Genomic DNA, 19,423 nt, shown 5'->3' on the forward strand with positions numbered 1-19,423 from the left:
GGTATTTTCGTGCTATTTCGAAAAAACTTACTACGATTCTAGCATTTTATGGCATTATAATCAATATCGCAGGTCTTTAATTTGCCTGAAATTGGAGGATGTGTTTAAATTATAATATGATGAGAACATGTGGTAGCTTATAAATGTTTAAAAATTGTCACGGAAACGGTAGAAGGTGAGCAAAGTGAAACAGTTAATAAACAGCTACATAAGTAGCCAAAAAAAGAAGCGGATTAAGATTAAGGATATAGAAAAGCATGTGGAGGCCAAGGTTGGCCTAGACAAGTACTGGGACAAGCACGGCGGCTATCCCTCATTTGCCGAGGCTATGGTACAGGAAGGGGCTCTTAAGCCTGTAAAGACATGGGGACTAAACGGGATGCAGCCATCCCTTCATCAGGGTTATCAGGTGCTGCTGCAGGAGGATAAGCTGGATGTCCCTTTAATCCAAACCCTATTCGCCCAATTTCACCCTGTTGGTCTAAATATTGAAACCCTTCCCCTGATTAGTGAGGATGACCGGGGGTTAAAGCTTCCGACAACTTTTCAAGGGGTTGTCAGAAGAACCGTTTGTGTTTTTGATACATGGTTGAAAAATTCTCAAAAAAGGGTAATATATAGATGAGGAAGGTGATCTAATTTGAATAAATATGATTATACGATGAAAAAACCCAGTACAGTGTTTTACATATCTGCACCCTTAGTGCTACTTTTTGTTTTATGGGGATTTTTTGGACCAGAATCATTACAAAGAGCTTCTTCTGCTGCATTGGAAGCGACTTTAGATAATTTTGGTTGGTTCTATATGATTTCTACTGCTTTTTTTATTGTTTTTGTACTATTTTTAGCTGTCAGTCCCTTTGGCAAGTTAAAGTTAGGTAAACCTGATGAAAAACCGGAGTTTTCAGCTTATACATGGATTGGTATGTTATTTTCAGCGGGGATTGGTGTGGGATTTGTCTTTTGGGGTGTAGCGGAGCCAGCACTCTACTACTTGGATCCACATCCTGATTTTATTGATGCATCTTCAGCGCAAAAAGCTAGTGCTGGTTTAAGGTACGCAGTATTTCACTGGGCATTGCACCCATGGGCTATTTTTTCTCTGGTTGCATTGACACTGGGCTATGTGCAATTTCGCAAGGACCAGCCTGCATTGATTAGTTCAGCATTCCAACCCTTATTGGGGAAGCAAACTGAAGGAGTATTTGGAAAAGGTATTGACACATTGGCAGTTTTGGCCACATCTACTGGGGTGGCAACTACTTTTGGGCTAAGTGCCTTGCAGATAACCGGAGGTTTATCCCACTTGACAGGAGGAGCAATTCCCAATACTGGAACGACTAATTTTATAGTAATTTTTATTGTTACTATTTTATTTATTTTTTCAGCGGCTACTGGTGTTGATAAAGGTATTCGGATTTTAAGTGTTATAAACTTGTCCGTTGCCAGCATCCTATTGTTGTTTATTATTATTTTTGGGCCCACATTGTTTATTGCTAAAGGAGTAGTATCCACTCTTGGTGGGTACTTGGCCAACATTACCCAAATGAGTTTGGACCTGAAGCCCTTTGGGGATGGGGAATGGTTGGGTATGTACACTATTTTCTTTTGGGCATGGCATATATCCTGGGCACCTTTTATGGGGATTTTTATTGCCAGGATTTCTCGAGGACGAACTATTCGCGAGTTTGTTGCTGGGGTATTAGTAGTACCGTCTTTATTGGCAGTAATTTGGTTTACAGCCTTTGGGGGAACTGCACTGGATATGATTATGAATGGCAATGAGCAGTTAGGAGAACTGGTATTAAATAATGTAGAAGTTGCTCTCTTTGCTACTTTGACTGAACTACCCTTTGGAATGGTAATGAGTGTATTGGCTATTATGTTGATTTTGATATTTTTCATTACATCAGCAGATTCGGCATCTTATGTTTTAGGAGCCATGACAAGTAGCGGTAGTTTGGCCCCTAAGCTATACGTTAAAGTAATATGGGGTTTCTTGATTGCAGGTACAGCCAGTGTGTTATTGATTAGTGGCGGACTAACTGGATTGCAGACAGCTTCTATTGTTGCAGCCCTTCCTTTTGCCATGATAATGGTAGTAATGATATTCTCACTCTTAGCAATGATGCGCAAGGATCTCAAAGAAGAGCAAAAAAAGAAGTTTGTCAAACAGTCGGATAAGATTAAAGAAGAAGTATATGAAGAAATAAAGGAAGAAGTATATGAGGAAATAAAAGAAGAGGTATACGAAGAGGTTAAGGATAAAATGTACGAGGATTTACGGGATGATATAAGCGAACAGCTAAGTGAAGAAAACGGAAACAGTGAAAAAAGCGAAAAATAGGGGAACACAGGGGGACGGGGGTGCTGTGTTCTCTTAGAACAGAGGTGAGTTTGTATTGCTAATCAAACAAATAGCAGAAAAGTATCAGTTGGAGCTACTCATATTAATTGGTAGCTATGGTACTGATGATTTTAAATCCGGCGAAAGCGATATAGATATAGCATATTTAACTGAAAATCCACTATCTGTTAATGACAAGTTAGCGTTTTTAAATGATATTTCACAGTTTTATCAATACAGTAAAATTGATCTAATCGATTTACAGAAAGCGGCAGGTTTATTAAAATATAAAGTGGCAATAGAGGGTAGGCCTATTTATGAACAGTATGCAGGGCAGTTTGATAGGTACTACTTATATTGTCTGCGCTATTACTATGACACAGAAAAGTTTAGAAAGCTGAGAAGTAAATACCTAGAAGAGCAATTGGAGGCGTTGAGGCGTGACTAAGTTGGAAGTTGAAATAATTAAAGAAAAGCTGTTAAGACTTCAATTGTATTATAAAGAGCTAAAAGAGTTAGAGCACATTACCTATCAGGATTATTGCAACAATAGCCTTTACAAGAGAAGTGTTGAGAGGTTAATTCAACTGATAGTAGAGGTTAGCACAGATATAAACAATATGATACTAAAAGGCTTGAGGAAGGGGCCAACTGTAGATTATTACTCCTCATTTATAGAATTAGCAGAAGCGGATGTTTTCTCAATGGAATTTGCTCTGAAAATTGCACCTTCAACAGGTTTGAGAAATGTAATAGTACATGAGTATCAAAAGATAGATGATGAGATTGTCTATAATTCGATTAAAGAAACTTTAACTCAATATTATATCTACATAGAAGAGGTGCACAGATTTATAAATGCTTGAGTTGCCGCGGGGACGGCAGACTGGGATACAGGGTGACAGTTCATTTGACAACTTCTTAAGGGGTTGTCAGATGAACTGTCTTTTATTATTAGAGGATTTTTCTTAGGGGCGAAGAATTTACCTTTTAGAGAGTAGAAGGGAGAGCATTGAAGAATGCATGTACTTTTAGCAGTTCAGTGGGTAGTATTTCATATGGGGCTTTTAATTTCCCTTTCTATATCTTTAGGAGTAGTGTTAGGGTTGTCCCAGAGTGAAATTGGAACCTTAATGCAACTCAGCTTTTTTATTACAGGAGTCGCCAGTATGGTTCAGCTGCGTTGGGGCCATAAGGTTCTCTCTATTGAAGGGCCAGGGGCACCCTGGATGGCAGCATATATTATTGTGGCTGGTGTGGGTTTTAGTATGGGCAAGCCGGCGTCTCTTATCTTGACTGATATTAGCGGGGCCATGATAATTTCCGGGGTGTGTATGGCGCTTTTGGGAGCCCTGGGATTTGTGAAGAAGGCTCAGCATTACTTTACCCCTCGAGTTACCGGGGTGTTGTTAATGCTTTTAGGAATTCAAATTGGTGGAGTAGCAGTAAAGGGTTTAGTTGGAAGCGGGTTGTTGCAGTTCTTGATAGGTATTAGTATTCTGTTTTTTGTGATGTACCTCCTTTTTAATACCAAGGGAGTGATCAAAAACAGTGCTATTCTAATCGGCTTTGCTGTAGGTTGGATTGCGTGCATTTTTGCGGGAGTGGCATCTCTGCCTGATTTTAACTACAGTGGGCTGGTAAATATTCCTCAGCTTTTTCCCTGGGGATATCCTACCTATGATTTAGGAACAGCTTTATCCTTATTGCTACTAGGCTTTTTTATGATTCCAATTATGGTTGGAAGCATTGCTGCGGTGGGTAAAGTGATGGAAGAAGAGGAAGTGGCGAGAAAATATGATCCGGGTCTAGTGTTTAGTGGCTTAGCTAACTTTGGGGCTGGGGTTTTAGGTGGTCATGGTACAGTACCCTATGCTGTATCTGCGGGTCTTATTGCCGTTACTGGTAACAAAGAGCGGAGACCTTTTTTCTTAGGAGCTCTTTTATTTGTGTTTATGGGAATATTGGGTCCCTTGGGAGTGTTAGTTGGTAGTATTCCACCGGTTATAGTAAACTCAATGCTGTTGATACCTGCAGTCTCTTTACTGGATATAGGAATTAAGAGTATTGTTCAAAAAGAGATAGGTCCAAAAGACAGTTACATTATTGGATTGAGTCTTTTAGCCGGGTTAGGTGTAATGATGCTTCCAATGGAGCTGTTGCAAGACATACCATCTTGGTTAGCAACTGTAGTGGGGAATGGAGTTATAGTTGGGGCTTTTGTAGCGATTTTGCTTGAAATCTTTAGAGAGAGGAAAGGAGGTGTGTAATGGTGGCTTATTGTAAAAAATGTGGAGATAGAATAAGGTGGAACTTCGTGGATATGGATGCTATTAGGACTTTTACTTTTCGGAGGACTTATTTTCATGGTACTTATTGTCGGTTTAGCAGGAGCTTTTATGTATTACTAGATATAGTGAAGAAAACACAGGCATTTGCCTGTGTTTTTTATATCCCCATATGATTATTCTGACAACCTATTGTTCAAGCTTAGAATAAAACTCTAAATCGTATAAATATTCTTCAAGTGTAATGTCAGCTTCTGCGATGGCTAGTGCGGCTTCCTTGCCCACATAGCGCAGGTGCCAAGGTTCATAAGAATAACCTGTAATATGAGTGTTGTCTTTTTGGTAGCGAATAATAAATCCGAAATCGGGTGCGTTTTTAGCTATCCATCTTCCTTCTTCAGTATGACCAAAGGATTGGCTAAGGCCAAAGTTCATTTGAGGGCTCGATACGTCCATTGCCAGTCCTGTTTGATGCTCGCTTTGCCCTGGGTAGGCCACAGTTAAATTAGCTTTTTCTTCGCCTCTAGCAGCAGCTACGCGGGTAAAAACTGCTTCTTGATGTTGGTAGGAGCGGTAACCAGAAACAGCATAAAGTTCAATGCCATCCTCCTTGGCCTGAGCAAACATTTCTTCCAGAGCCTCCGCAGCCTGGCTGCGAAGTAACCTGCTTGGGTCTCCTTCTGACTTTATAGAGGGAACAGCAGGGTCCACTAAATCTGGAGGAACATAATCTGCCGGAAGACTGTGTTTTTTATTCACGAGCACTAATAGATCGTCAGGATTTTTTATTTCTTGAACTGTGCTCGGTTCTGAAGCTAAATAATCTTGGCGCACAATAATTTTTTCCGTACCAGTAGAGAAAACAACTGCATTCAAATCTTGATTCCATTGAATGTCTAGTTCTGAAGCTCTGTTGAGTGCTTCCACAGGAAGGTAGAGCTCGTCATTAATCATTTTACCCTCTAAAACAATCGTCTCCTTTAAAGGACTGGAGGGCTCAGTGGGCTCCTCTGTTTGTGTGGGTAGTTCCGAATCAGTGGCTTGGACACTTATACCAAGCAATGTTCCAGCAATTAGTAAGAACAAGAGCATTGGTATATAAATTTTTTTATGCATAATAGTACTCACCTCTAAATAGAAAAGTGCTTTACCCTACAAATTTCTACAAAAGGTGACTTAAACCTTTTTATTTTTTTGTGTAATAAGAGGCATTTATAGTAGTAAGATTACGAACCAATAAAGCTATTGCTAATTTACAAAAAAAGTTAGTGAAAAAGATTGCTTTCACAATCACTTTGTGATAATATTAACTTAACAAAGGATGAGGTACGGAAAGGAGGCGGTTCCAGTGGTTGATATTTTAATTATATTTGCATTTTTCTTGACGCCGTTTCTAGTAGGTGTAGGAATAGAATTTTTCAAGTTGATAAAGACATCTCATTTTATCGAAATGCATAATTAAATTGATGACATAAAATAATAATAGGATTTAGTCTAGTACACTGAACTCCGAGGTATATGCCTCGGAGTTTTTTTTTTATGGTGACTCGTGAAAATTTTAATATTAAAAAAACTAGTTGTAATTTTCCGTAAAAAATGCTAATATGTATATAAATTTTCTATACAATATTCTGAATATTATAATTAGATAAATTATGAGGGGGTGTTCCACTAGAGAGTTGAGAAGACTATGGATTATTACACAAAATATTTATTAAATTTTCAGAAAAAAGGGAGGGTTTAAAATTGAAATTTAAATCAAAAAAAATCATAGTGTTAATGGCTTTATTGATGGTAACTAGTATTGCCTTTATTGGCTGCGGAGGAGATGATGAGCCGGCACCAAACGGTGAAGCAGGAGAGGTGCAGTGGCCGAGAACTATAGATATAGGTTCAGCGTCAATTGGTGGTGTTTATTATGTATACGCTGGAGGTTTAGCTAATGTAATTTCTGAGGAAGTGGGAGTTGCAGCTGGTGTGGAAGTTACTGGTGGTCCAAATCACAACATGCAATTAGTTGACATGAATGATTTAGATTTAGGACTAGTGACCATGGGTCCTGCTTGGGAAGCGTGGCATGGTGAAGGAGACTGGACTGGTGGAATTGAGCACAGGAATGTACGAGCAATTTTCCCTATGTATACTACTTACTCTCAGTGGTGGGCTTTTGCCAATTCAGGTATTGATAACATTTACGACTTAGAAGGGGTTACAGTTGGTGTTGGTCCAGCTGGAGGTACAGGTGGTACATATCACCCTAGATTTTTAGATGTATTGGGAATAGATGCGACTGTTGTCCATGCAGGTCTGGGTGACTTGGTACAGCAACACTTGGATAGACAGCTAGGTGCAAATAGCTTTTCGTCAGGATTACCAGTAGGCGGATTGTTAGAGACATCTAATTCTAGAGATGTTGTGTTCTTTGGAATTGGAGGAGAAGATAGAGAGAAAATTCTTGAGGCGTACCCATACTGGTCTCCAGCAGTAATTCCAGCTGATGTGCCAGGGTATGACTTTTTAACAGAAGATGTAGATACTGTGGGAATTTGGAATGTGGCTATCGCCAACAAGGATCTTCCAGATGACTTTGTTTATGAGATAGTTAAAGCGGTTATGGAAAACAACGACCGAATGGTAGATACTCACGTGGCAGCTAAAGAGACAATTGCCGATAATGTAGTACACAATGACTGGATGTGGATGCATCCGGGAGCAATTAAGTACTTTGAAGAACAAGGATATGAACTAAATCCAAATGTATACCCTCCAGAATGGGAATAAAGTAATTTAATTGGAGAACTGGCTTCAGTAAAAGCACCTGCCGGCCCTGAGGGTGGGCAGGTGCTCGACTTGCAAAGGGGGAGTAAGTAAAATGATACAAAAAGATGCGCAAGGAAAAATTATCCTGGAGACCAATGACTCTGCTGAGTTTAGCAGTCACAGGAAAATTGAGGGATGGAAGGGAAGGGCCATCACTCTTGTAGCTGTATTTACTGCAATATTTACCCTATATACTTTAATACTTAGTCCCATGGATCCATGGATTTTTCGCAGTGTTCATGTGACTTTACTTACTGTACTAGGCTTCATATTAATCCCTGGCTGGCATAGTGCTAGAAGTAAAATACATATTATTGACTGGGTCTGTGTTGCAGCTAGCCTTTATATTTTTTATTATATCTATACTAATTTTGAGCAATTGATTTTTAGAGCGGGAGTGCGACCCACTGAGATGGATTTTGTGGTAGCCCTGCTAGGTGTTATTCTGGTGTTGGAACTTGCCAGGAGGGTGAGCGGGAATGCATTGCCCCTTTTGGCGGGTACTTTCATTGCTTATGCCTTTCTAGGTCCCTATTTGCCGGGTATTTTGGAGCACAGGGGATATTCCATGGAGAGATTTTTCACATACATTTATGGCTTAGATGGGGTATTTAGTGTTCCCATTGCCATTTCTTCTAGATATATTATCCTCTTCATTATCTTCAGTTCCTTTTTACAGGTATCAGGAGTAGGTAAGTTTTTTGTAGAGTGGGCCTTTTCTATCAGTGGCCACCTACGGGGAGGTCCAGCAAAGGTTGCTGTATTGGCCAGTGCTCTCATGGGTACAATGAATGGAACTTCTGTAGGAAATGCGGTGGCAACTGGTAGCTTGACAATTCCTTTGATGAAAAGAGTAGGGTATTCACCCCGGTTTGCAGCGGCTACTGAAGCGGTTGCATCTACTGGAGGTCAAATCATGCCACCGATTATGGGGGCAGGGGTATTTATTATGGCTGAGTTAACTGGAATACCCTATCACAATATTATGCTGGCTGGTATTTTACCTGCAGCACTGTACTTTCTATCCACCTACTTTATGGTGGATAAGGAGGCTAGTAAACTAAATCTGCATGGATTTTCTAGAGCCGAGCTTCCCAGTATTAAAGGGGTTATGATGCGAAGCTATATGTTTTTGCCCATTATAATTTTATTCGGTATGTTGGCAGTTGGCTACTCTGTTATTATGGCTGGGTTTGCTGGTATCGTTTCCTGCTGGGTAATTAGTCTATTTAAAAAGGAAACCCGTATGGGTCCGTCTAAAATCATTGAGGCCTTTGATAAAGGAGTAAGGGGTTCCATTCAGCTGATGGCAGTTTGTGCTGCCGCTGGTATTATCATGGGTGTAATTGCTCTGACTGGAATAGGTCTGAAATTTGCTTCACTACTGCTGTCTATTGCCGGTGCATCAGAGTTCTTAGCTTTAGTCTTTGCCATGTTAATAGCTATAATATTAGGGATGGGGATGCCTACAACTGCAGCCTATGCGGTTGCTGCATCTGTAGTAGCGCCAGGATTAATTAGAATGGGGATTGACCCACTAATGGCACACTTTTTCGTGTTCTATTTTGCCTGTGTATCCTCTATAACTCCACCGGTGGCTTTGGCTTCTTATGCTGCTGCTAGTATAGGTGGTTCTGACCCTATGAAGACAGGGTTCACTTCATTTAGACTGGGGATTGCAGCTTACATAGTGCCCTTCATGTTCTACTATGCGCCAGGGATTCTGTTAATTGGAGACCCTACTGTTATTGCAATTAATGCAGCTACAGCCTTTATTGGAATCTTTGCACTATCTTCAGCTGTTCAAAGCTGGTACTTTGGTCATGTGAACAAAGTTCAACAGGCAACACTGCTAATTGCTTCATTGCTATTAGTATCGCCTTCACCGTACTTTGATGCTGCTGGTTTGACCATATTAATAGCTAATTTCGTAGTTCAAAGAATTAAGCGAAACAGAGCAATTCCACCTGTGGAAGCTAGTAGTTAAGTTATTGTAGGACTTTAAAACCTGCCCATTAAAATTAATGGGTAGGTTTTTTTGCGACAAAAGATCTGTGTCTTCGACAAAGGATAAATTTTTTTTTGGAGAAATATATAATCATATCCAGATACAACCACTAAAATTTTTGAAAGAGATGATGGTTTGGTGAATAAAAAAAATAAGATAATAATGTTTCTACTACTTATTATTGTTAGTGTTATTATAATTTCACTTTCTTTTCGTGGAAACCAGGGTCTTGTAAGCGGTGGTTTAAAGGCGGAAAAGGGATATTTGGATGTTACTGGATGGGATTTCAAGGAAGAGGGGCTACTACCTTTGCGAGGACAGTGGGAGTTCTATTGGATGGAACTCTTAGGCCCTGAAGACTTTAATAAAGAAATTTTAAAACCAGACTATATTACACTACCTACTGAATTGAGTAGAAAGGAACTTAATGGAAAAGCACTAACCACGGATGGATACGCTACCCTAAGGATAAAGATTAAGCTGAGTAATCTAAGTGAAGTATATGGCTTGAAAGCAAAATATTTGACCTCTGCTTCCAAAGTATATGTCAACGGTAGGTTGCTTGCTAGTGCGGGTAGGGTAGGAGTGACACCCATAGAGTATAGCCCACAGTATAATCCACTGGAGCTAACCTTTAAGAGTGAACAAGAGTTAGTGGAAATTATCGTTCAAATAGCAAATTTTCATCATCAGCGGATAAAGCTTGATGATATTATACTTGGAACGGCTAATCAAATTGAAAGAAATACTCATTTGGGAATTATAAGAGATAGTATTATGTTCGGAAGTTTGTTTGTTGTGGCTTTGTACTATTTTATAATTTTTTATTTACAGAGAAGAAACCTAGGATTTATTTTTTTTTCAGTTATAGCACTAATTATGGCTCTTAGACTTATTACCTTAAATGAAAGAATTCTGGTGCGAGTATATCCAGATTTTTCGCCAGAGTTGTTAATGAAGTTAGGGTATTGGCCGGTGTTTATTTTATTGCCCCTTTTAATTCTGTACCTAAAGGAAATCTTTAATTTAAAAATATTTGAAAGACCAACACAGATAGCTAAATGGGCTATTGCATTTTTTACTGCAGTAGTGCTTTTGACTTCAGTTAAAGTTTATGATTGGTTATTCCAGTATGGTTTAGTTCTAGTTCTTTTAAGTGGTTTATATATAATTTATTTAGTGGCGACTCGGGAAGAGTTTGTTAAGAAACAAGGACATTGCATTATGGTAGCAGGGGGCTTGATTATATTTGCCGCAGGTATAAGTGACTTTTTGAGAGAAATACAGGTAATAGAAGCACCTGAGCTTTTATCTTTTGGGGTTTTAATTTTCATCTTATTACAGGCCTTTTTCTTATCTTGGCGTTTTAATGAAGCCTTTAATAGATCAGCAGTGTTGGTAAAAGAAAATGCAATTATGTATAAGAAACTTCAAGGGGTTAATCAATTTTTAGAGCAAAAGATCATGGAAAGAACTATAGAATTAGAACGGGCAAACAAGAAATTGAAAAAGTTGGCAAAACACGATGCGCTTACAGGATTACCAAACAGAAGGAATTTTGATGAAAAACTGCAAGAAGAGTGGAAACGTTCAATTAGAGAGAAGCAACCTTTATCTCTCATAATAATGGATATTGATTTTTTTAAAGAGTTTAATGATAAATACGGTCATATGCGTGGTGATGAATGCTTAACTACTATTGCTAAAGAGGTGGAGAGGACGCTAAAACGCAGTACTGATATGTGTGCTAAATATGGAGGAGAAGAATTCATTGTTATACTGCCAAATACAAATGCCCAAGGAGCAATGATTATAGCAGAAAAAATAAAAGAGAATGTAGAAAATTTAAGTATACCCCATACTAATTCAAGAGTTTCAAATGTTGTAACCGTTAGCCTAGGCTTAAATACTATTATTCCGTCACAAGATGATAAAATAGAAGATTTTATAAACAAAGCTGATCAAGCGCTTTATATGTCTAAGAAAAATGGAAGAAATAAAATTTCAAAGGGAAAGTTCTCCTGACAACTTTATCAGGAGAACCGTTCCCTTGCACTCTGGTTTAATAAGTAAAAAATTCGTGAGCACCGTGTTTTTTTATTTTAGTTAGGTTTCGGTCAAACCATGTAATTCCGGCCTCGCTGGCCATAGAGCGGGCCATAAAGAATAAAGCATCTTCTGCATAGGTTTCACCAGCTAAGGCTCTGTCAACAGCTTCCCTTGTCTTGTCAGAAACTGTTACGGTGTAGTAGCGATTATCATCAATTGGAGAGAACTGAGCTCTACCATTAATACGTTGATGGATCACATCGTACACCGTATTGGGAAAGTTAGCTGAGTTAACTCGATTGAAGACAACATTAGCAACCATAATTCTGCCCATGATATCTTCGCCTGTTGCCTCAGCTTCAACTATTCGCTCCAAGGCAATCAAGTCTTTTTCTGAAAGTTGTATATATGTATCATCTATTACTTCATCAATAACGAAACTTTCCCTGTCTTCCCGTTGTGTATGAACTTCAACTTCTTGAGTTTTGTTAGTCATAACCAGATCGTTGAAAATAATTGGTTGCAATGAAGCTGGTAACCAACTAAATAGCTCAAGAGCGAAGAGGCTCGAAAAAACTAGGAAGGTACTTATTTTAACCATTTAAATCACTCCCTTCTCCTCATCCCACATTACTAATTATTGCCATAAAATGAGACTTTATATACAAACCTCTTTTGGCACTTTTAATTAATAGACATTAAATTGGGCTTATACTATAATTAAATAAAATGATGAATAAAAGGTGGTGAAACAAATAAGTGACGGAAAAAGAGATGTTTGAAGCAATTTTGAGTAAAGTAGAAGCTATTGGAAAAGATGTATCTGATCTTAAGGCGGATGTATCTGATCTTAAGGCAGATGTATCTGTCTTAAAAACTGACGTGGCAGAATTAAAATCAGATATGGTAGAAGTAAAATCGGACGTAGCAGGATTGAAAGTAGACGTAGCAGGGTTAAAATCAGATATGGTAGAAGTGAAAGCAGATGTAGCAGGATTGAAATCGGACGTAGCTGAGCTGAAAAGAAAATCAGAAGCAGTGTATGAGCAAGTTGCGGGCCTTTTAGAGTTTCGAACTGAAGTGAAAGATATACTAGCGGACCTGTCCGAGAGGATGTATTCAATAGAAGCAGTAACAAAAGAGAACTTGTTTGATATTGCCAAAATAAAATCTGCTAGATGTCAAAAAGCGGTAGACCTATAAAAAGGTCTGCCGCTTTTTGATTATAATAGTTTCTCTAACTCCTCAACGGACATATATAGAGTGCCTTTGTGGATTACGGCACCAGGATTGTTATCTGGATTTATGGTTGTTTGCTGCTTACCCAAGGTTACAGTTATTGTGCTGTCAGCATTAAAAGCCAACTTTAAGCCTGAGTCTAAAGCAGTTAATGTATGCCTTGCAGGTAACATGGGCTCACCGTAAATAGTAAAATAGGGGAAGTCTTCATCAAAAGTAAGTATTTCATTTCCTATTTCGATGGATCTTAGAGGTTCAGGTAATCTTACTATTACATCTCCTGCTAATTCAACCTGTTGTCCAAGAATCTTATTAAGCAGTTGAAGCTCTAAATAGGATTTACCTTGGTGAAGCAAAAGACCTCCTGTGGTCGTTAATGGAAGTGAAAAGTTCTCACCATCTTTCTCTAGAACAAGAGCATTGCCTGCCCAACTAGGGTAGTAGCCTGCTGCAGCTGCAACGTCTCTAACCGGAATATAAGTTTTTTCATCGGTAACTATTAAATTGTCTGTCAATACAACTTCTGCTCCATCTAAAAGTACGTTAACAGTGTTATCGTAAGTACGAGATAAATAGAAATCATGGTTTACCACTTCTGAATAAGTATTGAGCTTATCTTCATCACAAGTGAGAGAATAGTTGTTAATTCTTCGTCCCTCTGGTGCATTTACTAGGTTATTTACATCAAAATAGTAGATAGCCTTGGCTCTTGGTCGAAGCTCTCTAATGCCGTCATACATGCGGCGTAGCTTTTCTTGAGACCATTCTACATAATACTTCCCATCGGTAATCGTATAGTGAGTTACTCCCCATTCGGATATGTGAATTGGCTTTCTGTCTCCAAAAGTGCGATAAACATAGTCCATCAACTGAATTGGGTCCTGGTACGCTGCATAATGGTTAATATTGTTGTTGTGATAAACGACGTTGTAGACATTTACTCCAACCCAATCCACATAATCATCGCCAGGGTAATAGTCTAATATATTCCCCTGTGGAAAAGTAAAAACAGTCCAAACCATAGCCACATTAGGTGCCTCTTCAGCCATTACACGGTGAACAAGGCGCCATTTTTTGATGAACTCATCCGGGTCACCTGAGTAGGCAGACCAGTCACCGTTCATCTCTGAGGCAAATCTAAGGAAAATAGGTACATCAGCTTCAGCACAGGCTCTGGCGAAGGAGCGCAGGTATTCGTCATCATTAACATGCTCCAACCCACTATTTGGTTCCCAAGCTATTTGGGGCACAGCTCCGGCATCCTTTACCTCTTGAACCCATAAGCGCGGGAACTCTCTGCCGTAACCTAAGTAGCGGAAAAAGCTTGAGTGGTGTTTTCCTGTAATTTCATTAAAAGTAGGCATGTGTGCATCAATGTTCACGTCTTGAACAACATAGGCTCCCAAATACGAGCCTTCAACTGGTTCGAACTTTGCGCCCGTATAATTGCTTAAGTCCGGTTTCGCCGAGGCCACTGCCGGTAGTGCAATGAATAATGAGAGTAAAAATAGGATAAATAAGAATTGGTTTCTAATGCTCAATATAAATCTACTCCTTTTCTTATGTTATAAAAGTAACTAGATAGTAATATTTGCTATATTTTATATTTTCCCTGCTTTTTATACGAAATAAAGTTGTCGAAAGAACCATCCCTTGACAACATAATAAAACTGCCAGGGAAAAGGGATACTAATACCCATAAGATAGATTAAAATTAGTAGGAGGAGATTTGTTTTGAACGTAGCACAAGCTCTATTAGATCAACTAGCCAACTGGGAAGTTAAAAACATTTACGGCTTAGTAGGGGATCACATCTTCCAGATTATCCACGAACTCAATGACCGAGACGACTTAAATTTCTATCCAGTAAAACACGAGGAGACGGCAGCCTTAATGGCTTCTGCTCAAGCAAAACTTACAGGGCAGCTGGGGGTTTGTCTTGCAATTGGTGGACCTGGAGCTGTCCATTTACTAAACGGTGTAGCTGACGCTTATAAAGATCGAGTGCCTTTGTTAGCCATAACAGGGGATGAGCCAACTGCCGATTTGGGCACAGAAAAAAAGCAGGTGATAAATCAGAGCGTACTTTTTTCCGGCATAACCTGTTATTGTGGGCAAGTAGTACATCAGCAGACAGTAGGTGATGTTATAAATCAAGCAATTAGTGAAGCTATAACAAAATCTATGCCAGCTCACGTTAGTATACCCAAGGATATACTAGCTCAAGAGTGTACGGCGCAGATTTTTGGGGGCGCACCTTATGTTTACAATCAACCCCTTTCAGCACCTCCTGTGGTAGATGAAGCGGCTAAGCGCTTAAGTGAAGCCAAGAGACCGGCAGTTCTAGTGGGGCGCGGAGTAGTAGACAATCCAGAAATAGTGGTAAACTTTGCGCAAAAGCTACAAGCACCTTTTGTAGCAACTTCTGTAGCCAAGAGTTTTTACTCCTGGGATCACCCTCTTTTTATGGGAGGAGTTGGCGAGGGAGGAAGTCAAGCAGCTACTGACATTTTAAATGAAGCAGATTTAGTCTTGACTATTGGAGCAAATTGGTGGCCAGGAAGTTACTTAGACGTACAAAAGGCCATTATCCAAGTGGATACAAATCCAATTAGCTTGGCCACGGGAAACCCCATATCCTACGGACTAGTGGGTGAAGTTAATGAAATTTTATCTCAGCTGCACAAGAAGGTAAATCCCACTAATCACGATGACTGGCTGCGCAAGGCAAAGGAGAAAAAGGATGCCTGGGAAAAGCGAGCTGCAGAGGAGTTATCCCAGCAGGGGAGTCCTTGTCATCCAGCCAGCATAGTAAATGCCTTGAACAACACCCTAGATTCAGATGCCATAATTTCACTAGATGTGGGTGATCACTTTGTCTGGTTTAACCGTCTCTTTAAGGGAAGCGGCCAACAAACACTTCTATCGGGAAAATGGCGAACTTTAGGTTTTGGATTGCCAGCAGCCCTTGCAGCCAAGATAAATAAACCGGACAAACAAGTGGTAGCCCTAGTGGGAGATGGAGGCTTTGCCATGACTATGTCCGATTTTACCACAGCGGTTAAACACAACCTGCCCGTGGTGGTAATAATTGTAAACAATGGGAATTACGCCATGGAAAAAAATAAGATGGAAAGCAAGAACTTAACTCCTTATGCCACTGAGTTACACAACCCTGATTTCAAGCTCTATGCTGAGAGCTGTGGTGGAGAGGGGTATCGAGTTGAGAGTAGTGATCAATTGGAGAGCACTATAAAGAAGGCACTAAAATCCAATAAACCATGTATTATAGATGTAATTTCCTCTGATATACCCCTGCCGACAGTTTAAAGAGATAATTCTTCATAACCAAGCTCATATCTGATATAATAAAATATAAATGGGTTTGGGAGATGAATGGATTGAAGGGTAGTTTGGAATGGGGAATGCGAATTAGTTTATTTATGCTGGCGCTGATGTTTATGAGCTTGGGGCTTGATATCCTAATTAAGGCCAGTTTGGGAGTAGCCCCTTGGGATGTTTTGCATACCGGGTTAGAATTACATTTGCCCTTTACCTTAGGGCAGGTAATGATAGGGGCGGGCTTTTTTCTTCTCATGTTGTCATGGATACTGGGGGTTCGCCCTACTGTTGCCAGCTTTATGAATATGTTTTTTATTGGATTTTTTTACGATCTCCTGGTTGGTACTCAGATTGTGCCTCACAGTCAAGGGATCTGGATGCAGGTAGTTTATTTAATTCTAGGAATCAATATAGTTGCCTTTAGCACAGCGCTATATATAAGCACAAATATGGGAACTGGGCCTAGAGACAGCCTGATGATTGCCATAAACAAGTTGACTTCACTTCGAGTGGGGATGGTGCGAACGGTAATTGAGGTGGCTGCAGTTATAACGGGATTTTTGCTTGGGGGTATTGTAGGTTTAGGTACATTGGCTTTTTCCTTAACCATTGGTTTTACCATGGAGATGTATATGAACCTAATTGAACGAGTAAAAGAAATGGCCAAAGCGCCGCAACCGGAAGTAGAACAGATGCCTATTAGAAGATAGCATAAAAGCGCCTCTAGAGGCGCTTTTGTAGATTAGGGGACTATGGGGGGAGATATTATGAGCAGAATTCTAATTGTGGAAGATGAGGAACCCATTAGGGAGCTAATAAAGTTAAACTTATCTATGGTAGGCTATGAAACCATAGAGGCAACTGATGGCCTAGAAGCCCAAAGGCTTTTGGCGGGGGAAAAAATAGACTTAGTGCTACTGGACATTATGTTGCCCAAGTTGGATGGATATGACCTTATGCCTATTATCTCAAAAAAAAGCATACCCGTAATCATGTTAACCGCTAAGGATGGGCTTAAGGACAAGGTTAAAGGTCTGGAGTTGGGTGCAGACGATTATGTTACCAAGCCCTTTGAGGCAGTTGAGCTTTTAGCTCGAATTAAGTCGGTGCTAAGGCGCAGTGGTAGAGAAGGGGATCAGGTGGTCATTGATGACATAGAGGTCTATTTGGATCAACACAGGGTAGTAAAAAACAACAAGGAAATTGAGCTCACCTTCAAGGAATTTTATTTACTCAGGTTATTAATAGAAAACAAGGGACGAGCCATGTCCCGGGAGCGACTGTTAGAGCTGGTGTGGGATTACGAATACGAAGGAAACACCAGGACGGTAGACATGCACATTCAGCGACTTAGAACAAAGCTAGGCACGGACAAGATTAAAACCGTCTATAAAGTGGGCTACCGACTGGAGGATTGATTATGAAGTTTGGGTGGAAAATATTTTTATTGTGTATGGGAATTTACGTAATTTCGCTCACAGCTACAGGTTTTTTGGTTACAGAAAATACATATAACAGCTTACTAAAGCGGGAGGTAGAGCGCAGTCTTGAGGAAGAAAGTAACCTTCACTCTACTTTGGCGCTCTACTTGCTAAATAATAAGCGCATAGCTAAAGAAAAGATAGAGCTAGAAAGTTATAGTAAGAGCATGGTGGACTTGGTGAAAACAGATAGGAACTATTTGGAGATATATGATCACAAGTTAAATCTGTTAGCTACTAATTCGCCTAAAGCTTGGTTTTTTCCCAGGGAAGAGTTAGAAGCTGCGCTACAGGGAGAAAAAAACTTTATCCTTCGTCGGGATGATGACAATGGAGAGTTATATCTTTTTGTTGCCAATGTACTGGAAGTAGACCAGGAAAAAATTGTGCTCTCTTTAATCAGGGATATCTCCCATTTGGATAAACATCGCTACGAACAATATATGTTTTTTGTCAAGACGGGAACTATAGGATTGTTTTTTGTGGCGCTAGTGTCCTGGGGGTTAAGTATAGTTGTTATGAGACCTATTAAAGACTTGAGTCTAACTGCTCAAAATATTGCATCAGGTAATTATCACGTGCGAGCTAAGGTTACCAGCAGCGATGAGGTTGGACTGCTGGCGGAGCAGTTTAACACCATGGCGGGAGAAGTGGAGCAGAGAATTGGTCAACTTGAACGGCAGGGCCAACAGCAGCAACGTTTTATCGATAATTTAACCCACGAACTGAGGACACCGCTTACCTCTATTATTGGCTATGCAGAATACCTGTTGGCGGCCCAGTATGACCAAAAGGTTTTCAAACGCAGCCTTGGCTATATCCATTCAGAGGGCAAGCGAATGTTAAAGTTGTCTAAGGCTCTTATGGATATGATTTTAATTAGAGAAAATGCATTTGACTTGGAAGAGACCGATGTGTCCCAGCTTTTGTGGGAAGTAAAGGAGATTATGGAGGTAAAGGCGGGAGAGCGACAAATAGAGCTTAAGATAACCGGTGAGCACTTAAGCCTGCCTCTAGACAGGGATTTGTTTAAAGGAGCTCTGTTAAACTTAGTGGATAACGCTCTAGACGCCAGTGGACCAGGGCAACAAATAGTGCTGGGGGTAGAGCGAGAAGATGACGCGGCCAGTATTTTTGTGGTAGACCAGGGAAAGGGTATGGAGGAATCTCAATTAAAGCGAGTAACCGAGCCCTTTTATCGGGTTGATAAATCCAGGTCTAGAAAAGAAGGCGGTATTGGATTAGGCTTGGCAATATGTCATCAGATAGTAGCAGAACACGGTGCACAAATGGAGATTTCCAGTAAACCAGGTCTGGGTACCAGAATAGATTTAACATTTGAGAAAAGAATTTACAACTCTGTTACAAGTTCGACGCAGGTTGGATAAGATCCCTTGTTATAATAACACCTGAACAAACAATGAGGGAGGGAAAAATAATGAAGAAAAAATTAGCTTTGTTACTATGCCTAATGATGGCTTTCTCAGTATTCGCAGTAGGTTGCGGTGGAGACGAAGAGCCAGCACCACAGGAAGAACCAGCACAGGAAGAAGCTGTTGAAAACGGTGAAGAGGCTGGAGTAGAAGTTGAGCTTGAAGACGAAGAAGAAGCTGACGCTGAAGAAGAAGAACTAGAAGAAGTTGAAGCTGAAGAATTAGAAGAAGAAGAGCTTGACGAAGAAGAAGAGGAAGAAGAAAAGTAAGAATTAATATATAAAAAGGGGAACCTCAATTGAGAGGCTCCCCTTTTTTTACGTGTGCCCGGCACGGGCGGTAACTTGGCGGTGAAAGTCCGCTGTGGGCTTGGTAGTGGGAACCACTAGCCAATGACAAGGGTGTCCATCGCGAGG

The 19,423-nt window shown here is 40.1% G+C and carries 17 protein-coding genes; 14 read left to right on the forward strand and 3 right to left on the reverse strand.

The window, feature by feature from the left end:
* The first annotated feature begins 184 nt into the window (after positions 1–184).
* The 5 genes from GGQ84_RS05030 to GGQ84_RS05050 all read left to right on the forward strand — a co-directional run bounded on the left by GGQ84_RS05030 (position 185) and on the right by GGQ84_RS05050 (position 4,617).
* Positions 185–625 carry a hypothetical protein gene (locus tag GGQ84_RS05030; protein ID WP_429159993.1) on the forward strand — a complete coding sequence of 147 codons (441 nt, stop codon included), beginning with the start codon at positions 185–187 and terminating at the stop codon, positions 623–625.
* A 36-nt stretch (positions 626–661) separates the two neighbouring features.
* Complete coding sequence (locus tag GGQ84_RS05035) at positions 662–2,347, forward strand: BCCT family transporter (RefSeq protein ID WP_429159996.1); 1,686 nt, start codon at positions 662–664, stop codon at positions 2,345–2,347.
* Between the two features lie 55 nt (positions 2,348–2,402).
* Positions 2,403–2,795, forward strand: a complete 393-nt coding sequence (gene mntA / locus GGQ84_RS05040) for a type VII toxin-antitoxin system MntA family adenylyltransferase antitoxin (RefSeq protein ID WP_429159999.1) — start codon at positions 2,403–2,405, stop codon at positions 2,793–2,795.
* Entirely contained in the window at positions 2,788–3,213 is a 426-nt protein-coding gene (hepT, locus tag GGQ84_RS05045; protein ID WP_429160002.1) for a type VII toxin-antitoxin system HepT family RNase toxin, read from the forward strand. The genes mntA and hepT overlap by 8 nt, the downstream gene beginning before the upstream one ends.
* A 153-nt stretch (positions 3,214–3,366) precedes the next feature.
* Positions 3,367–4,617 carry a uracil-xanthine permease family protein gene (locus GGQ84_RS05050; RefSeq protein ID WP_429160004.1) on the forward strand — a complete coding sequence of 417 codons (1,251 nt, stop codon included), beginning with the start codon at positions 3,367–3,369 and terminating at the stop codon, positions 4,615–4,617.
* A gap of 207 nt (positions 4,618–4,824) precedes the next feature.
* Here GGQ84_RS05050 and GGQ84_RS05055 read toward each other — a convergent pair whose 3' ends face one another.
* Positions 4,825–5,751, reverse strand: coding sequence for a M15 family metallopeptidase (locus GGQ84_RS05055; protein ID WP_429160006.1), 927 nt, complete (start codon positions 5,749–5,751; stop codon positions 4,825–4,827).
* Between the two features lie 630 nt (positions 5,752–6,381).
* Here GGQ84_RS05055 and GGQ84_RS05060 point away from each other — a divergent pair.
* The 3 genes from GGQ84_RS05060 to GGQ84_RS05070 all read left to right on the forward strand — a co-directional run bounded on the left by GGQ84_RS05060 (position 6,382) and on the right by GGQ84_RS05070 (position 11,488).
* Positions 6,382–7,416, forward strand: coding sequence for a TAXI family TRAP transporter solute-binding subunit (locus GGQ84_RS05060; RefSeq protein WP_429160009.1), 1,035 nt, complete (start codon positions 6,382–6,384; stop codon positions 7,414–7,416).
* Positions 7,417–7,507: 91 nt separating this feature from the next.
* Positions 7,508–9,442 (forward strand): TRAP transporter permease, encoded by a 1,935-nt coding sequence (locus GGQ84_RS05065; RefSeq protein ID WP_429160011.1) that lies wholly within the window; start codon positions 7,508–7,510, stop codon positions 9,440–9,442.
* A 183-nt stretch (positions 9,443–9,625) separates the two neighbouring features.
* Positions 9,626–11,488 (forward strand): GGDEF domain-containing protein, encoded by a 1,863-nt coding sequence (locus GGQ84_RS05070; protein ID WP_429160014.1) that lies wholly within the window; start codon positions 9,626–9,628, stop codon positions 11,486–11,488.
* Between the two features lie 37 nt (positions 11,489–11,525).
* Here the strand turns inward: GGQ84_RS05070 and GGQ84_RS05075 are convergent, their stop codons facing one another.
* On the reverse strand, positions 11,526–12,113 hold the full coding sequence (locus GGQ84_RS05075; RefSeq protein ID WP_429160016.1) for a cell wall hydrolase: 588 nt from the start codon (positions 12,111–12,113) through the stop codon (positions 11,526–11,528).
* A gap of 158 nt (positions 12,114–12,271) precedes the next feature.
* Between GGQ84_RS05075 and GGQ84_RS05080 the strand changes: the two genes are divergently transcribed.
* Entirely contained in the window at positions 12,272–12,715 is a 444-nt protein-coding gene (locus GGQ84_RS05080) for a hypothetical protein (RefSeq protein ID WP_429160018.1), read from the forward strand.
* Positions 12,716–12,735: 20 nt separating this feature from the next.
* Here GGQ84_RS05080 and GGQ84_RS05085 read toward each other — a convergent pair whose 3' ends face one another.
* Positions 12,736–14,292: a glycoside hydrolase family 26 protein gene (locus GGQ84_RS05085; RefSeq protein WP_429160020.1), complete on the reverse strand. Its 1,557-nt coding sequence runs from the start codon at positions 14,290–14,292 to the stop codon at positions 12,736–12,738.
* Between the two features lie 193 nt (positions 14,293–14,485).
* Between GGQ84_RS05085 and GGQ84_RS05090 the strand changes: the two genes are divergently transcribed.
* From GGQ84_RS05090 to GGQ84_RS05110, 5 genes are all read left to right on the forward strand, one after another.
* The gene (locus GGQ84_RS05090; RefSeq protein WP_429160022.1) at positions 14,486–16,081 is read left to right on the forward strand and encodes a thiamine pyrophosphate-binding protein; all 1,596 of its coding nucleotides are present in this window, start codon (positions 14,486–14,488) and stop codon (positions 16,079–16,081) included.
* A 62-nt stretch (positions 16,082–16,143) separates the two neighbouring features.
* Complete coding sequence (locus GGQ84_RS05095) at positions 16,144–16,803, forward strand: YczE/YyaS/YitT family protein (RefSeq protein WP_429160024.1); 660 nt, start codon at positions 16,144–16,146, stop codon at positions 16,801–16,803.
* A 57-nt stretch (positions 16,804–16,860) separates the two neighbouring features.
* Positions 16,861–17,511 (forward strand): response regulator transcription factor, encoded by a 651-nt coding sequence (locus tag GGQ84_RS05100; protein ID WP_429160027.1) that lies wholly within the window; start codon positions 16,861–16,863, stop codon positions 17,509–17,511.
* A 2-nt stretch (positions 17,512–17,513) separates the two neighbouring features.
* Positions 17,514–18,962 (forward strand): sensor histidine kinase, encoded by a 1,449-nt coding sequence (locus tag GGQ84_RS05105; RefSeq protein WP_429160029.1) that lies wholly within the window; start codon positions 17,514–17,516, stop codon positions 18,960–18,962.
* A gap of 50 nt (positions 18,963–19,012) precedes the next feature.
* The gene (locus tag GGQ84_RS05110) at positions 19,013–19,276 is read left to right on the forward strand and encodes a hypothetical protein (protein ID WP_429160032.1); all 264 of its coding nucleotides are present in this window, start codon (positions 19,013–19,015) and stop codon (positions 19,274–19,276) included.
* Positions 19,277–19,423: the final 147 nt, after the last annotated feature.

The sequence above is a fragment of the Desulfitispora alkaliphila genome, from assembly GCF_050433185.1.
GTDB classification, from domain to species: Bacteria; Bacillota; Desulfitisporia; order Desulfitisporales; family Desulfitisporaceae; genus Desulfitispora; species Desulfitispora alkaliphila.

Excerpts from the sequence above, each read along its gene's own strand:
- GGQ84_RS05035 (WP_429159996.1), top strand. The coding sequence starts at position 662 with ATGAAAAAACCCAGTACAGTGTTTTACATATCTGCACCCTTAGTGCTA.
- GGQ84_RS05050 (WP_429160004.1), top strand. The coding sequence starts at position 3,367 with ATGCATGTACTTTTAGCAGTTCAGTGGGTAGTATTTCATATGGGGCTT.
- GGQ84_RS05055 (WP_429160006.1), bottom strand. The coding sequence starts at position 5,751 with ATGCATAAAAAAATTTATATACCAATGCTCTTGTTCTTACTAATTGCT.
- GGQ84_RS05065 (WP_429160011.1), top strand. The coding sequence starts at position 7,508 with ATGATACAAAAAGATGCGCAAGGAAAAATTATCCTGGAGACCAATGAC.
- GGQ84_RS05070 (WP_429160014.1), top strand. The coding sequence starts at position 9,626 with ATGTTTCTACTACTTATTATTGTTAGTGTTATTATAATTTCACTTTCT.
- GGQ84_RS05075 (WP_429160016.1), bottom strand. The coding sequence starts at position 12,113 with ATGGTTAAAATAAGTACCTTCCTAGTTTTTTCGAGCCTCTTCGCTCTT.
- GGQ84_RS05095 (WP_429160024.1), top strand. The coding sequence starts at position 16,144 with ATGAATGGATTGAAGGGTAGTTTGGAATGGGGAATGCGAATTAGTTTA.
- GGQ84_RS05100 (WP_429160027.1), top strand. The coding sequence starts at position 16,861 with ATGAGCAGAATTCTAATTGTGGAAGATGAGGAACCCATTAGGGAGCTA.
- GGQ84_RS05105 (WP_429160029.1), top strand. The coding sequence starts at position 17,514 with ATGAAGTTTGGGTGGAAAATATTTTTATTGTGTATGGGAATTTACGTA.
- GGQ84_RS05110 (WP_429160032.1), top strand. The coding sequence starts at position 19,013 with ATGAAGAAAAAATTAGCTTTGTTACTATGCCTAATGATGGCTTTCTCA.